Origin of the sequence: Labrys okinawensis (genome assembly GCF_002982075.1) — a bacterium.
Lineage (GTDB): Bacteria > Pseudomonadota > Alphaproteobacteria > Rhizobiales > Labraceae > Labrys > Labrys okinawensis_A.
The window spans coordinates 42,682-57,879 of the sequence record NZ_PUEJ01000005.1 but is presented as its reverse complement, the minus strand read 5'-3'; the positions used below and the strand labels follow the sequence as shown (position 1 = coordinate 57,879).

Genomic DNA, 15,198 nt, shown 5'->3' with positions numbered 1-15,198 from the left:
GCCATTATCAGGAAAAGCTGGATATCGACTCTCGTCCGCTAACCACTCTACAACCATAGATGGAATGATTTGAAAACAATCACCGCTACGCCTCCCATCCAGCGATCTTCCAAGAAAAATGCGCCGGCTCTTCGCTTCCTCCGAATCCAAAAGGGGCTTTAGCGGGGCTGTACCGTCTGGTTGCCGAGCACCGAGGTAATGGCCCAGGAAAAGCCGGGCGGAATGGTGCTACGATGGTTTTTGCCGGGCACCACCAGAGATCGGATCGTCAGGCCCGGAAAACCGCGCGATTTGAGCTGCGTCTCGAATGTCCGGACATCGGCGACCATATCGCGGGTGTCGCCACGCCGGTCGGGATCGTAGCGGCGTATCTCGTCACCGCCGACATAGATCAGGACGTTCGCCTTCAGATCGTGGTTCGTCCTGGCGTAACCGGCTTCCATCGCCAGGATGGCGTGATCGGCGAACCAGAAGGATGGGCTACCGAGAATATAGGACTGGAAGAGGCCGGGCTGGGTCAGCAGGATGCGGGCGCCCAGAAGCCCGCCATAGGAGTGTCCCCAGAACAGGCGCCGCCTGGGCGCGGTGCGATAGGAGCTCTCGATGGCGGGAATGACGGTCTTTGCGAGATAGGCCTGAAAGGCCCCGGCCCCGCCATAGCCTGGCTTGTCGGCCACGGGCGTGTAGTCCCGAGCCCGGCTCGCCGCGAAACCCTCGCCCTTGGCATAGGAAAGGCCGACAAGGATGGGCTCGTCCGCGAGTTTGCCCTCGCGATGGAGCCTCTTCACCAGCCGGAGCGCTTCCTGGCGGCGGGGTTCCTTCGACAGGCAGGTGGCCGATGCGGCGAGGTGGCCGCCATCGGCATAATACAGCACCGCAAAGCGCTTGCCCGGATTTACCTGATAATCCGACGGCAGGGTGATCTCGACATCATAGGACCGCCCCGAAACGGGATCCGGCATCGAGCGGATCTGCGTGCCGCCGAGATCGCATCCGGATGGCCCCGCAGCCCCGGCGGGACCGCAGACGACGCCCAGCAGTACCACAATGGTTGCGACCAGTCGGATATTCACGCGAAAAATCAATAGGATAATACCTGAACCAAGCACCCCCTGTCACTGCGAGCATAGCGAAGCAATCTAGGCTTCGTAGGCGCGGTGGCCGTGGCTCCTGGATTGCTTCGCTGCGCTCGCAATGACCCCTGAGTCAAACATCGCGGCTGCTGGCATAAGCCTCAGCCGGCTTGCGATCCCGTGAGCAATTATTGTTGAACAGCCATCGCATGTTCAGTGTCCGTGCGACGACCACCCCACGATGACGGTCGGGCAATCGGATACAACCGAGCCCCCACCGCCATCCTATGGCTTCATGTTGGACTTCACCGCCTCGACCAGCTGCTTCATCGAGAAGGGCTTGGGCAGGAAGGCGAACTCCTCGCCCTCCGGCATGTTCTTGGCGAAGGCTTCCTCGGCATAGCCGGAGACGAAGATGATGCGCGTCTTCGACTGGCGCTTGCGCATTTCCTTGAGCAGCGTCGGTCCGTCCATTTCGGGCATCACCACGTCGGAGACGACGAGATCGATCTCGCCCTCCCCCTCGTCGATGATCTGCAGGGCCTCGATGCCGGAGCCGGCCTCGATCACCTCGAAGCCACGAGCCGCCAAGGTGCGGGCGGAGAGCGCGCGCAGGGCCTCCTCGTCCTCGACGAGCAGAATACGGCCGCGGCCGGTGAGATCGGGCATCTCCTTGCTCTTGGCCGGTGCCGAACCGGGCTGGCCCGGCACGGTGTCGGCCTCGGCACTGGCCGCCTTCGCCGGCTCGACCAGGCGCGGCAGGAAGATCTGGAAGATCGTGCCCTTGCCCTCGACCGAATGAACGAGGATGGAGCCGCCCGTCTGCTTGACGATGCCGTAGACGGTCGAAAGCCCGAGGCCGGTGCCCTTGCCGACATCCTTGGTGGTGAAGAAGGGTTCGAAGATCTTGTCGAGCACGGCTGGCGGAATACCGCTGCCATTGTCCTCGACCTCGACGGTGACGTAGTCGGCCGGCGGCAATTCGCTGCGGTCGAGGGCGCTGGCCTCGGAGATCGGCACGTTGCGCGTACGGATGATCACCTTGCCGCCATCGGGCATGGCGTCGCGCGCATTGACGGTGAGGTTCATCACCACCTGTTCGAACTGGTTGACGTCCACCTTCACCGGCCAGAGATCGCGGCCATGGACGACCTCCAGCGCGACCTTCTCGCCGAGCAGGCGCCGCAGCAGCATCGACAGGTCCGACATCGCATCGTTCAGGTTCAGCACCTGCGGACGCAGGGTCTGCCGGCGCGAGAAGGCGAGCAACTGGCGCACGAGATTGGCTGCGCGGTTGGCGTTGCTCTTGATCGCCATGATGTCCTGGAAGGCGGGATCGCCGGGCTTGTGGCTGCCGAGCAGGGAATCGGCCGCCAGCATGATCACCCCGAGCACATTGTTGAAGTCGTGCGCGACGCCGCCGGCGAGCTGGCCGACCGCATTCATCTTCTGGCTCTGGGTGAACTGTTCCTGCAGCGTGCGCTGCTCGGTGGTGTCGATCATGTAGACGATCGCCGCTTCCTTCTCGTTCTCGCCGCGATCGACGGGTGCGAACCAGAATCGGGCGGAGCGGCTGCCCTGTCCGGCGAGCGACGCCTCGGCCGGCTCGATGTCGCCGCGGCCGGCCATGGCGAGGCGGGTCAGCTTGCTCAGCCCTTCGCGGTCGCGTTCGACCACGGCCTCGAGCAGGGAGTGGCCCGGTGCGTCGCCGTTGAGGGACTCCTTGAACAGCCGCATGAACGCCGCGTTGGTGCGGACGATCCTGGCATTTTCGTCAATGGTCGCAATCGCCAGGGGCGAATTGTTGAAGAAGCGGGCAAAGCGCACTTCCGCCGCCCGCAGGCCTTCGGAAACGTCGCCGCCCGGCCCGCGATAGATCACCAGGGTGCGCGAGGGACCCGGCTGGCCATCGGCGGCGAAGGCGATCTTGTGGAACAGGCGCACGGGCATGATCGTGCCGTTGCGGCGCCTGAGGTCGATGTCGAAGATCTCGGTGCGCACGCTGCCCGGTTCGCTCGCCTGCGTCACCACCAGGGCACCGGCATTGCCCGGCGCGATATCGGCCAGCGTCAGGCCGCCAGTGCCGAACTGGGCGAGGTCATAGTCGAGCCAGCCGGCGAGCGTGGCGTTGAGATAGACGATCTCGCCCGAGGGATCGGCGGAGAAGAAACCGGCGGGCGCATGGTCGAGATAGTCGATGGCGTGCTGCAGTTCCTGGAACACGTTCTCCTGGCGCTCGCGCTCGCGCGTGATATCGGCGACGGTCCACACCGTCTCCCCTGCTCCCGAGGGGCGCTCGATCGGGCGCACGCGCACGCGATACCAGGAAGCGGTTCCGGCGGGCGGGGCGGAGGCGATGCGGAATTCCTCGGCGAGGCGCTGGCCGGCCCGCGCGGCCTGGGCCAGGCGGTAAGTCGCCTCCGAAACGTCAGGATCTCCGGTGAAGGCCCGCTCCACCGTGCGGATATCCTGTTCGCCCATCGCACCTGTCAGGGCCAGATAGGCTTCGTTGGCATAGATGATGCGGCCGTCCTTGTTGGTGACGAGAATGCCTTCCGGAGACTCGTCGGTGATCAGCTTGGTGAGATCGTTGCGCGCGATCGAAGACTGGCCGAAATGCGCGATACCCATCGCCCAGGCAAACATGGCGATCATGCCGACGATGGCGAAGACGGCCAGGATGCCGAAACTGGCGACCTTGCCCCAATCATAAGGCAGCAGCGACACTCCCACGGCGATGAGAATGATCACCGCGGCAAGCGCCAGCACCCAGAAGATGCCGCTGGGCCGTTCGCTGCGATCGACCGCGGCGCCGCGTGCCGCCGCCTCCTCGCCTTCAGCCATGTTCAACCCCACCGCGCATCTTCAAGGGCGATTCGCTCCGGCGAACCGCATAATGGTCAGTTTGGCTTAGCAGTTCACATTTCAAAATGTGTTAACCTCGTTGACCAAAAATATCCTGGTCCTTTGTGGCGGTTTAGCCCCTTCGAAAGGCGTCCCGGACCATGCTGCATCCCCGATGAAAGGGCTGAGAGGGAAGAAGAATCCGCCTCTTTTGCGGCATTTCTCCGGTTTTTTTGACCATATCTAAGGGACGAGCCTTGGTTTAGCGACTTTGCTGTTGATTCTTTCACGTTAACCGTCTTCTAAGAAACCAGCCCGGAAAGAGTACTGGTCGCATCAGGCTGCCATCCCCTATCGGCACCAGACCAGATCTAAGGAATTGTATCGATGGATTCGTTGAACTCTTGGCTGCCCGCGCAGTTGTTCACCTTGGCTGGCCTGCTGTTGGTGGTGGGAGTCGTCTTGATGTTCATCTGGCGCGCCATCAACCGTCCTCAGGTCGGCAGCGCCAAAGGTGGCAAGCAGTCGCGGCTCGGCGTGGTTGATTCCTATGGCGTCGGTACCCGCCAGCTCGTCCTGGTCCGGCGCGACAACGTCGAACATCTGATCATGATCGGTGGTCCTAACGACGTCGTCGTCGAATCCAGCATTTTGCGGGCCCGTCCCGCCGGCCAGGCTCCGCGCCCGGCTTCGCCCGGTGCGACACCGCCTCCGGTGCAGGAGCGTACGGCCGCCGTCTCCGCGCCGCCGCGGCAAGTCGAAGAAGATTTCGCCCGTCCTGCTCCAGTCGAGCCCCCGCCTGTAGCCAAGATCGATACGCCGGCGCCGGCCGCCACGCCGGCAACCAGGACGCCCGCTGCCGCAACCACCATAGCTCCGGCCTCGTCGACGCAGCCCGCGACGCGTCCGAGCGTCGTCCCCCCGCGCGAGCCCGGCTTTTTCCAGCGCGCTACTTCGCGTTTGCCGAATTTCGGCCGCCCCGCAGCCGCGACGACCCCTGCCCCGATCGCACCGGCCGTGCCTCCGGCCGAAGAGCCGCGCGCCACGATCGACGCCGCGCATTTCGAGGAGCTTCTAGCCGGCGACCAGCCCGCGACCACGCCGGCACCGAAGCCGACCATGTCTGCTGCGCAGACCACGGCAGCTCCCGAGCCCAAGGGCGATCTCGATTTCGACGTCGCAGAAGGGCTCGATCTCGAACCCGCCCCCGAAACGCGCGAACCGCCGGCGCCGACCACCACCCGGCTGACGCTGCCCGAGATTCGCCTGCCGGATCTGCGCTTGCCGGAATGGCGCCGCCCCGAGGCGACTCCGGCTCCTACGCCTGCCCCGCGCCAGGCGCCGGATCTTCGGGTCGAACCTCGTTTCTCCGCCGACACGCGTCCGGGCGGTGAGGCTTCGCAGGCTCCCGGGGGCCGCATCGAGCCCTCTCTGGGCACGCCAGCGCCCCGCACCCCGGCCGAGCCGACGCGTACGGAACCCTTCCGGGTCGGCGAGAGACTGACGACGCCGACACGGCCGGCCACCACACCGCCGATACCGGCATCGAGCACCACCGCCGCACCGGCAGCCACCGCGGCGCCGACGCCAGCCCCGACTTCGGCGCCGACACCGCCGCCGGCTCCCTCCACCACGCCGGCGCCGACGACCACGCCGCCACCGGCCGAGGAAGATCCCTTCGCCAGCCTCGAGGAGGAAATGGCGAGCCTGCTGGGACGCAGCCGGGACGACAGCAAGAAGTCCTGACGGGACCAGGCATTGACGGGCGGATCTTCCGCCCGTTTTCTTTTGGCCGGGCGCCTATGGCCCGTCACGCGGCGGGGCGATAGCCCGATTCATCCGACATGCGGCTTGCACATTCCGTGGCAGGGGCCGAATAAGGCGGCCCTCGCGGCATGTCCGCCAGCCCCTCCGAGAATCCTGGTTTCCCAGCCATGCGTTCCTTCCTTGCAGATCTCAGCGGCCAGTCCGCCGGCATGGGCATCCTTACCGCTGTGGTCGGCTATACGAGTTCGGTAGCAGTGGTGATCAACGGCATGAGCGCCGTCGGCGCTTCGCCGGGGCAGATCGCGTCGGGCCTTGCCGTGTTGTGCCTCACCATGGGTCTATGCGGCGCCGGACTCAGCCTCGCGACCCGCATGCCGGTCTCGACCGCCTGGTCGACACCCGGCATGGCCCTTCTGGCAAGCCTGACGGCACCGGCCGGCGGCTATTCCGCCGCTGTCGGCGCCTTCCTCGTCACCGGCGCGCTGATCATGGTCGCCGGCTTGTGGTCTCCCCTCGGCAAGCTGATCACCCGCATCCCCCGTCCCATCGCCGGCGCGATGCTGGCCGGCATCCTGTTCAAGCTTTGCCTTGCTCCGGTGACCGCCCTCGGACAGGTACCGCAATTCGCCATACCCGTGGTGCTGACCTGGCTGGTGGTTGGACGGTTCTATCGCCTGTGGGCAGCGCCCGCTGCGCTCGCCGGCGCCTTGGGCGCCATGGCGTTCGACGGCCAGGGAGGCACGCCGACCCTGGCTCTGCCGCCGCTTGAATTCGTTGCCCCAAGCTTCGATTGGCAAACGCTGATTTCGATCGGCCTGCCGCTTTTCATCGTCACCATGGCCTCCCAGAATATTCCGGGCCTGACCGTGCTGGCGACCTATGGCTATCAGGTGCCGACACGGCCGGCCTTCCTCGCGACCGGAGGCGTGTCGGCGTTCTCTTCCCTGCTGGGCGCTCCCACCGTCAACCTCGCCGCGATCACCGCCGCCCTCTGCGCCGGCCCGGACGCCCACGCCCAGCCCGAACGGCGCTATACCGCCGCGGTGGTGGCCGGGCTGTCCTACGCGGCGATCTTCTCGATGCTGTCGGCGATTGCCACCGGCCTGGTCACGGCCTCTTCGCCGATCCTGATCGAAGCGGCGGCGGGACTGGCCCTGGTAGGCCCTTTCGGGGCATCCCTGCTTGGCGCCGTGCGGGAGGAAAGCCAGCGCCTGCCGGCGCTCGCAACCTTCCTGGTGACGGCATCCGGCTTCAGTTTTCACGGTATCGGCGCCGCCTTCTGGGGCCTTTGTGCAGGCCTTGTCGTGCACATGCTTTATTCCGACGCAAACTGAGGCACGACAAAGGCAAAAAAAAGCGCTACATAGACATGCGATGTTCCACGTATCTCCACAGGGCTGAGAGATGCGGGACGCTTGGGCCCATCCCGGATGCAAGCCTCAGCGTGATGAGTTCCGGCCGGCTGACAGGGAAGCCGCCCGACGCTCCAATCGCCGAACCCAGAGCAAAGCGCGTTCATGACTGAACGCTTGTTTGCTCCGGCTCCTTGGTTAGACGCGTCTTTGCGATTCGAGGCGACTCCGTCAAATCGCAAAACGCTATTGAAGCGGTCTGTCCGCATCACACGAGCTGGCCGGCATTTTGGTGCCGCACCAGGATTGTGCTTGAGCTGCCATGATCATTGTTGAGATACCCTGGATCGACCCCCTCGAAGCTGCGGCCGCCATGGCCAGCCAGCCGCGACTGGCCCTGCTCGACAGCGCCATGCCGCATGAAACGCTGGGCCGCTGGTCCTATCTGGCTGCCTCGCCCTTCGGCCTATTCCAGGTCGTCGACGGCATCGCACGCTGGAACGATGCCGCCATCGCCGGCGCACCCATGGAGGCATTGCGCCATCTGCTGCGGCAGCATGCCCGGCCGGCAATGGCGGGAGCGCCTCCCTTCACCGGCGGTGCGATCGGCAATTTCGCCTATGAAGCGGGTCATCTGTTCGAGCGCTTCGGATCATCGGTTCCTGCCGCCGCGCCCGGCAGCCCGCAGATCGACCTGCCCTTCTACGACCGCCTCCTCGCCTTCGACACCATCGAGAAGCGTGCCTTCGTCATTGCGCCTGACCAGGCTTGCGCCGAACGGCTCGTCGAGGGGCTCGAAGCCAAGCCCCGCCAGGCGTCGGCGCCGAGCGCATTGACTTGGCGCGACAGCCGCAGCCGGAGCGAGTACGAAGCGGAGGTCGCACGCGTGGTTGCCTATATCCGCGACGGTGATATCTTCCAGGCCAATCTCTCCCATCGCTTCAGCGCCACGCCCCAGCACGGCGCAGACCCGCTGGCGACCTATCTTGCCCTGCGGCGGTCCAATCCGGCGCCGTTTGCCGCCCTGCTGGTCGATGGGGAACGTTTCATTGCCTCCACCTCTCCCGAGCGCTTTCTGCGTCTGGATGCCGGCCAGGACGGCGGCAGGGTCGAGGCCAGGCCGATCAAGGGCACCAAGCGCCGCTGCGCCCATGCCGCCATGGACATCGCCATCGCCCAGTCGCTCGCCCGCAGCGAGAAGGACCGGGCCGAGAACATCATGATCGTCGACCTCCTGCGCAATGATTTGTCGCGCGTGTGCGAGGCCGGCAGCGTCGAGGTTCCCCTGCTGTGCGGCATCGAAACCTATGCCTCGGTGCACCACCTGACCTCGGCGGTGACGGGCCGCCTGAAGGCGGGGCTCGACGTTACCGACCTGATCGCGGCCACCTTCCCGGGTGGCTCGATCACCGGAGCGCCGAAGATCCGCGCCATGGAGATCATCGGCGAACTCGAGCGCGAGCCGCGCGGCGCCTATTGCGGTGCCATCGGCTGGATCGGCTTCGACGGCGCGGCCGATCTCAACATCGCCATCCGCACCCTCAGCTATGACGGCAAGGACCTTTCGGTCCGGGCCGGAGGCGGCATCACGCTGCTCTCCGATCCGTTCGCCGAATATGACGAGACCCTGGCCAAGGCCGAGCGGCTGATCGCGGCCTTCGAGGATCCCGCCCGCGCGGAGGAAGCGGCATGATCCTGATCGTCGACAATTACGATTCCTTTGTCTTCAACGTCTCCCGCTATTTCGAGGAGGCCGGCGCGAAAACCCGTGTCGTCCGCAACGATGCCGTGAATGCCGATGATGTCCTCCATCTCGGCGCGAAGGCCCTGGTGTTCTCGCCGGGGCCGAAGGCGCCGCGCGATGCCGGGGCTTCGCTCGACCTGATCAAGCTCTTTTCCGGCAAGCTGCCCATTCTCGGCATCTGCCTCGGCCACCAATGCATCGGCGAGGTCTTCGGCGGGCGCACCGCCCATGCCCGTACGCCCATGCACGGCCGTGCCTCGCGCATCGAGCATCAGGGCGGCGGCCTGTTCGCCGGGCTCCCGCAACCCTTCGAGGCGGCGCGCTATCATTCGCTGATCGTCGAAATCGACGAGGATGGCCCGCTCGAGGTCACCGCGCGCAGCGACGAGGGCGAGATCATGGCGCTTACCCATCGCCTGCACCCCACCTTCGGCGTGCAATTCCATCCCGAGTCGATCCTGACCCCACAGGGACATCAGATCATCCGCGCGTTCCTGGATCGCGTGCAGTGAGCTTCTTTCTTCATCGTCTCCTGGCGGGTGACACCGCCGGCATCCCCCAGGTCGACTCTCCCTTGGTCAGTGCCCTCGACCGCGGTTTCCAGCTCGGCGACGGCGTTTTCGACACCATGAGCTGCTTCAAGGGACGCCCCTTCGCACAAGAGCGCCACCGTGCCCGCCTCGTGCGCCATGCCGCAGCCATCGGCATCGACGTCGATCCTGCCCGGCTCGAGGAGGCGCTTGGCGGTGTGCTGAACGATTTGGGCGAACGCCATGCCATCCTGCGCACTACGGTGACGCGGGGACAGGCTGCCCGGGGCCTGTGGCCGCCGCCAGGCAGTCAATCGCCGAGTAATCCGCCCACCATCCTGGTGACGGCCCAGCCCTGGAGCACCGGCCTCGTCGGCCAGCCCGCACACCTCGCCGAAGCCGAGTTGCCGCGCAACCAGTTCTCGCCGCTCGCCCGCCTGAAGTCCCTCAACTATCTCGAGAACATCCTGGCCGCCCGCCGGGCCGCCGAGGCCGGTGCCGACGATGCCCTGATCCGCAACCTGGAGGGCAACGCCGTCTCATCCACCATCGCCAACCTCTTCGCCATCATCGATGGCCGGTTCGTCACCCCTCCCTGCGCCGATGGCTGCCTCGACGGCGTCATGCGGGCCCTTGTGCTGGAGGAAGCGGAAGTCCTCGGCTTCGAGACCGCCGAGGCCAGCCTGACACCAGCCCTGATGGAGCGGGCCCAAGCCTTGTTCCTCACCAATTCCGTACGCCTGATCCGCCCGGTTTCGGCCCTGGGCAAGCGGAGCATGGCCCCGTCACCCCGGGCAGCCTCGTCCATCAACCGCCTCTTCAACGCCCTCCTGGCCCGCATCGAACACGACACCGGCGCGCGCCTGGAGGTAGCCCTTCCCATCCAGTGAGCGTGTTTCCATGATCTACGTCGCCCTCGGTGCCAATCTTCCGTCCTCCGAAGGAGCTCCCCGGGAAACCCTCCGCCGGGCCGTCTCTGCCCTGGCCGCCCGCGGATTGACGATTTCGGCGCGTTCACGCCTGTTCCTGACCGAGCCGGTGCCGCGCTCGGACCAGCCCTGGTATGCGAACCAGGTCATCGCCGTCGAGAGTGCCCTTACGCCGCATCAGATTCTCTCCGTCCTGCTCGACGTCGAATTGCAGTTCGGACGCGAGCGCAGCGAACGCAATGCCGCACGCACGCTGGATCTCGATCTGATCGGCTACGGCAGCGAAATCATCGACACGCCAGACCTGGTGGTGCCGCATCCCCGCATGCATGAACGGGCCTTCGTGCTCGCGCCCCTCGCCGATATCGCACCGGGCTGGCGTCATCCCGTCAATGGCGAAACCGTCAGCCTGATGCTGGCACGCAGCGACCGCGCCCATGTACGGGCCCTCAGGACGGTGCCGCTGCTGATGGGCATCGTCAACGTCACGCCCGATTCCTTCTCCGATGGCGGGCGTTATGACAACGCCGAGACGGCCATCGCCCATGCCCGCCAGCTGATGGAGGAAGGGGCCGACATTCTCGACATCGGTGGCGAGTCGACGCGTCCGGGCGCCACTCCCGTCGACATCGAAACCGAATGGCAGCGCGTCGGCCCGGTGATCGAGGCCCTCGCCGAGGAGGCCAAACGGCGCTATCGCCTGATCTCAATCGATACCCGCCACGCCGAGATCATGGCGCGCGCACTCGCGGCCGGCGCCACCATGATCAACGATGTCACCGCCCTGGATGATCCGGCCAGCCGCAGGGCCGTCGCCGATCATGATGTCCCCGTGGTGCTGATGCATATGCAGGGCGATCCGCAGAGCATGCAGGTCAACCCTGTTTATGCCGATGTGGTGAAGGATGTCTGCGCCGAGCTCAGCTTCAAATGCGAACGCGCCATCAAGGACGGCATCGCCGCCTCGCGCCTGTGGCTCGACCCCGGCATCGGCTTCGGCAAGACCATGGAACACAACCTCGCTTTGCTCGACGCCACGCCGCAATTGCGCGCGCTCGGTTTTCCCGTGCTGATCGGAGCCTCGCGCAAGATCTTCATCCGCGGCGTCGATCGCCATGGCCCGGCCTCGGAACGCGTCGCCGGATCGGTTTCCGCCGCTCTTTCCGCCGCCCAGCGCGGCGCCGACGCAGTGCGCGTTCATGACGTTGCGCAGACGCGGCAGGCCCTGGCGGTGTGGAGCGCCGTCGAGGGGCAGGCGATGAGCTGATTTGACGTTTTTTCCAGAAAAGCCGATCGACTTTTCGATTGAGAAAACCGTCAAACAAGGAGTTAGAGCAAAAGACCATTCGGAGAAAGGTCATTTTTCTCTAAGTTCAGACGACCCGGCGCAGCCGCGGCTGCCGGTCGAAAAAGCGAAAGAGAACCAGGCCTGCCAGAAAGCCGCCTATATTGGCCGGCCAGCCGGGCACCACCTGTGACGTGGTAAGGATCAGCGGGCTCACGGCGTTCCACGCCGTGATGAAGGCGAAGACAGCGAGCCAGATGCGCACATTCTGGTCCGCCAGGGCGTCGCGCAAGGTCCAGGCCGGCTTGCGAAAGGCCGCGCCGCCGGCGACCCGAAACGCCGCCATCGCCGACCCGCCCTTAAAGAGAAAATGGATCGAAGCTGCGAACAGGCCGGACAAACCACCGCCCGCCCCGACCATGGCGGCTGCGCTGCCCCAGTAGAACAACAGGCAGGTAAACGAGCCTGCAACGATGCATAGAGCGGTGAAGACCAGAAAACGCCAGGTGCCGAAGCGCCAGGCCACGGCGGCCCCCAGGATCAACAATGCCGCTCCGTTGATCATCAGAGTGCCCGGATCGGACTGGAGAAAGAAACAGGTCAGGAATCCGACAATGTCGGCAATATGCCCGCCAGGCCAGGCAATGCTCTCCGCGAATGACGGATCGTAGCGCAGCGGCGTAAAAGCGAAAACACCGACCAGCCAGGCGCTCCAGCTCACGGGCATTACCGCCCGCGCAATGTGAACAATGACGATGAGGCCGGTGAGCAGCAGGACGACCGCCGGGACGTTGAAGGCCGCTGGCGGTTCGATATTGCCGCGCGATTTCAATGACAAAGAAGTATCTCCTGAAGCAGGAAGCAAACCATGGCCAGCCACCCCGCCATTCTTAACATCGATTCGGCGCCGTTAACCTTTTGTTAACATTAATAATTCGTTTCCAGTCGGTAACCATCCTGCCCTCTGCCGTCAGCTCCCTCGCCGGTGCTATCGTCGCCTTCTCGCCGGCCTGAGACGGACGGGAGCGCGTTCGGGTCGCGCGCATGACTCGAAAAATCGCAGGACGCCCGAGACCATCCTTCGGTTTGGCTCGGAAACAGAGAGTTAGAGCAAAAAGCGATCAGCCATGAACGCGCTTTGCTCCGGGGGTGGCAGACCAATGAAGAATACGGCGACACGCGACCTCTACGGCTATTGGGATCAGTTGCGCGGCCAGAGGCCGGCCCCCGAACGCATCGACATCGATCCAGCCGCCATCCGACGCGTGCTCGGCGATACCTTCATTGTGGAGATCGATAGGAATCGCAGCTTTCCTTTCCGGCTGGCCGGAACCCGCATGTGCGCCCTGCTGGGCCAGGAACTGCGCGGAGCTTCCCTGCTGGATCGCTGGAGCGATCGAACCGGCCTAGCGGACCTGCTGACGGCGGTATCGTCGGACCTGACGGCGCGGGTGGTCGCGCTGAACGGCAGCACGCTGCAAGGTCATTGTCTCGATTTGGAACTGTTGCTTCTGCCGCTCCATCATCGCGGCAAGGCCAATTCGCGTATCCTGGGCAGCCTCACACCAGGCGAGGCCCCCTATTGGATCGGCCTGCATCCCATTTCGCGTTTCGACATCGTCTCGGTGGAGGAAATCCCGGCGACGTCGCGTATCCAGCGCCGTGCGGCTCTGCCCACCGGCACCCGCCGTTATGGCCATCTCACCCTGGTCGAGGGCGGCAAGGCCAGCGCCTGACCGGTCAATGCAGCCGATAGGCCTGATCGCGCAACGAACCCGCCCGGCTGCAGCGAAGCAAGGCGCCACCAACCCCATCATCGGACAGGCGATCGCGAATGGCGGTGAAACGATCCAGTTCGTGATGGTAATCGTCGGCGAGGGTCTGCCAGTCCTCGACTTCTTCGAGCCGGGACGCCGCGAAGCGATCCGCTGCGGCTGCCATATCGGCATACGCCAAAGCGACCGGCGAGGTGCGGAACAGGGTGATTTCGTTCAGGGAAACTTCGCCGGTATCGAGATCGCGAGCCTGGACGAGAAAGCCGTCAGACTGCGCGATGACTTCGTAGCACCAGCCCTGCCCTTCTGTACTTGCGATCAACATGGCTTCCTCCATCCACTCAACTTACGGCCATGATGCCAGAGCGGTGAAACTTCGAAGTGCCATCCTGCACACGTCATGGTTAACGCTTGATAACGAATAACGTTCAGGTAAGCGGCGATTGCGTGCCATAATGACGCATGGAGTGTGACTATAGCGTGAACACGCCTTGCAGCTGTCGCGAAGCTATTCGCGGGCCATAACGGCTTCCAGGCTCAGACGAGGCCGATGGTGCGCAACTCGCGCTGCAGCTCTATCGGCAGGTCGGCATCGGCCGAACCGGCGGTGGCAAGATCGGGCGGGGCATCGGCCGCGCTGAGGTAGCGCCAGCCCTGGAACGGGCCGCGCGGACGGGGATCGACCGCGACGACCACCGGATCGAGCACGATATCGCAGCGCGAGATGCCGTCCTCGTCACGGCGCGCCCGCAAATCCGTAATGCGCTGCCGGCAGGACACGATGCCCTTGATCACCCAATAGAGGGAGCCGCCGCCAAGGATCGCCTCGCGATTCTTCGGCATCATGCGGGTGGTATGGATCTGTTCGCCTGCCAGGCGCAAGCGCAGGGCGATCCATTCTTCCAGGTCGGCGATCGATTCGGCGCCGACACACAGCTTGATCAGGTTGAGGCTCATCACACTGAATCGATGTCGACGATCGTTTCGGTTTCCTCGAGGGCGGCCGCCTCCCACTCACGCCACATCGGCGTCGTCATCACTGCCTCCATATAGCGGCGTACCGCAGCCGGGACCTTGATGTCATAGGCGTGAAGCCGATTCACTACCGGTGCCCACATTGCATCGGCATTGTTGAAATCCGCACCGAACAGGAAATCGCCGCCGCTGCCGAAACGCGTGCGGCAATCGATGATGAGATCCACCACTCTTTCCACGCTGGCCCGCGTTTCGTCGTCGAGCGCAATCGCTTTGGGCTGGCGCTTGATGTTCATCGGGCAGTTGCGGCGCAGCGGCAGGAAACCGGCATGGATCTCCGCGCTGATGGCGCGGGCATGAGCCCGGCTCTCGCGATCCTCAGGCCAGAGATTCGGAGCGATCTCGGCCAGATATTCGAGGATGGCGATGGATTCGTGCACCATGATGTCGCCATGGATGAGAATGGGCACCTTGCCGGCTGCCGAAGTCGCCTTGATCATCGCGGAGGTCTCGGGATGACGCAGCCAGATGATCTGCTCCTCGAAACGGATGCCGGCCGACTTCGCCGCCAGCCAAGGGCGCATGGACCAGGAAGAATAGTTCTTGTTGCCGATGATCAGTTTCAAGGGGGCGTACTCCAGCACGGGCCGCACCATGCCGCCTCCAGCTTGGAGGTGCAAACGGAGATTTGCTTTCGTCAACATGCCCTATGACAACGCGGTTTAACGACCCTGGTGCCAAACATCCAGTTGCAAGCTGGCGGGAGCGCCTTCATTGTCCCACCCACGAACTGCAATGCATCTGAGAGTCGTGCCCATGAAGAAAATGCTCTTGCTTGCCGGTCTGCTCACCCTCCCCCTGGCAAGCTGCGCTGTACCTGGTGATGGTGGTTCCGATCGGCCTTATTACAGTGACCCCGGCTAT

Annotated in this window: 13 protein-coding genes; 7 read left to right on the top strand and 6 right to left on the bottom strand. The window is 64.6% G+C overall.

From position 1 onward, the window contains the following. Window positions 1-158 precede the first annotated feature (158 nt). Together C5L14_RS13940 and cckA are read right to left on the bottom strand one after the other, a co-directional pair. Window positions 159-1,073: an alpha/beta hydrolase gene (locus C5L14_RS13940; RefSeq protein ID WP_105862671.1), complete on the bottom strand. Its 915-nt coding sequence runs from the start codon at window positions 1,071-1,073 to the stop codon at window positions 159-161. 285 nt (window positions 1,074-1,358) lie between these two features. After that, window positions 1,359-3,917 carry a cell cycle histidine kinase CckA gene (gene cckA / locus C5L14_RS13935; protein WP_105862670.1) on the bottom strand — a complete coding sequence of 853 codons (2,559 nt, stop codon included), beginning with the start codon at window positions 3,915-3,917 and terminating at the stop codon, window positions 1,359-1,361. Between the two features lie 387 nt (window positions 3,918-4,304). Here cckA and C5L14_RS30365 point away from each other — a divergent pair, with 387 nt between their 5' ends. The 6 genes from C5L14_RS30365 to folP all read left to right on the top strand — a co-directional run bounded on the left by C5L14_RS30365 (window position 4,305) and on the right by folP (window position 11,506). Further along, window positions 4,305-5,663: a hypothetical protein gene (locus C5L14_RS30365; RefSeq protein ID WP_181161170.1), complete on the top strand. Its 1,359-nt coding sequence runs from the start codon at window positions 4,305-4,307 to the stop codon at window positions 5,661-5,663. Between the two features lie 188 nt (window positions 5,664-5,851). Further along, window positions 5,852-7,018, top strand: a complete 1,167-nt coding sequence (locus C5L14_RS13925) for a benzoate/H(+) symporter BenE family transporter (RefSeq protein ID WP_105862669.1) — start codon at window positions 5,852-5,854, stop codon at window positions 7,016-7,018. Between the two features lie 340 nt (window positions 7,019-7,358). Next, on the top strand, window positions 7,359-8,729 hold the full coding sequence (pabB, locus tag C5L14_RS13920; RefSeq protein ID WP_105862668.1) for an aminodeoxychorismate synthase component I: 1,371 nt from the start codon (window positions 7,359-7,361) through the stop codon (window positions 8,727-8,729). After that, the gene (locus C5L14_RS13915; protein WP_105862667.1) at window positions 8,726-9,292 is read left to right on the top strand and encodes an anthranilate synthase component II; all 567 of its coding nucleotides are present in this window, start codon (window positions 8,726-8,728) and stop codon (window positions 9,290-9,292) included. Before pabB ends, C5L14_RS13915 begins: the two co-directional genes overlap by 4 nt. After that, the gene (locus C5L14_RS13910; protein ID WP_105862666.1) at window positions 9,289-10,200 is read left to right on the top strand and encodes an aminotransferase class IV; all 912 of its coding nucleotides are present in this window, start codon (window positions 9,289-9,291) and stop codon (window positions 10,198-10,200) included. Before C5L14_RS13915 ends, C5L14_RS13910 begins: the two co-directional genes overlap by 4 nt. A gap of 10 nt (window positions 10,201-10,210) precedes the next feature. Next, window positions 10,211-11,506, top strand: coding sequence for a dihydropteroate synthase (folP, locus tag C5L14_RS13905; RefSeq protein WP_105862665.1), 1,296 nt, complete (start codon window positions 10,211-10,213; stop codon window positions 11,504-11,506). Between the two features lie 106 nt (window positions 11,507-11,612). On the opposite strand, the gene C5L14_RS13900 is transcribed toward folP, so the two are convergent. Continuing rightward, entirely contained in the window at window positions 11,613-12,362 is a 750-nt protein-coding gene (locus tag C5L14_RS13900; protein ID WP_146126908.1) for a rhomboid family intramembrane serine protease, read from the bottom strand. A gap of 322 nt (window positions 12,363-12,684) precedes the next feature. Here C5L14_RS13900 and C5L14_RS13895 point away from each other — a divergent pair, with 322 nt between their 5' ends. Further along, window positions 12,685-13,260, top strand: a complete 576-nt coding sequence (locus tag C5L14_RS13895; RefSeq protein WP_181161169.1) for a PAS domain-containing protein — start codon at window positions 12,685-12,687, stop codon at window positions 13,258-13,260. A 4-nt stretch (window positions 13,261-13,264) separates the two neighbouring features. Here C5L14_RS13895 and C5L14_RS13890 read toward each other — a convergent pair whose 3' ends face one another. The 3 genes from C5L14_RS13890 to C5L14_RS13880 form a co-directional block, all read right to left on the bottom strand. After that, window positions 13,265-13,624 (bottom strand): hypothetical protein, encoded by a 360-nt coding sequence (locus tag C5L14_RS13890; RefSeq protein WP_105862662.1) that lies wholly within the window; start codon window positions 13,622-13,624, stop codon window positions 13,265-13,267. Window positions 13,625-13,836: 212 nt separating this feature from the next. Next, window positions 13,837-14,256, bottom strand: a complete 420-nt coding sequence (locus C5L14_RS13885) for a DUF1489 family protein (protein WP_105862661.1) — start codon at window positions 14,254-14,256, stop codon at window positions 13,837-13,839. Further along, complete coding sequence (locus C5L14_RS13880; RefSeq protein ID WP_105862660.1) at window positions 14,256-14,930, bottom strand: glutathione S-transferase family protein; 675 nt, start codon at window positions 14,928-14,930, stop codon at window positions 14,256-14,258. Before C5L14_RS13880 ends, C5L14_RS13885 begins: the two co-directional genes overlap by 1 nt. Between the last annotated feature and the right edge of the window lie 268 nt (window positions 14,931-15,198).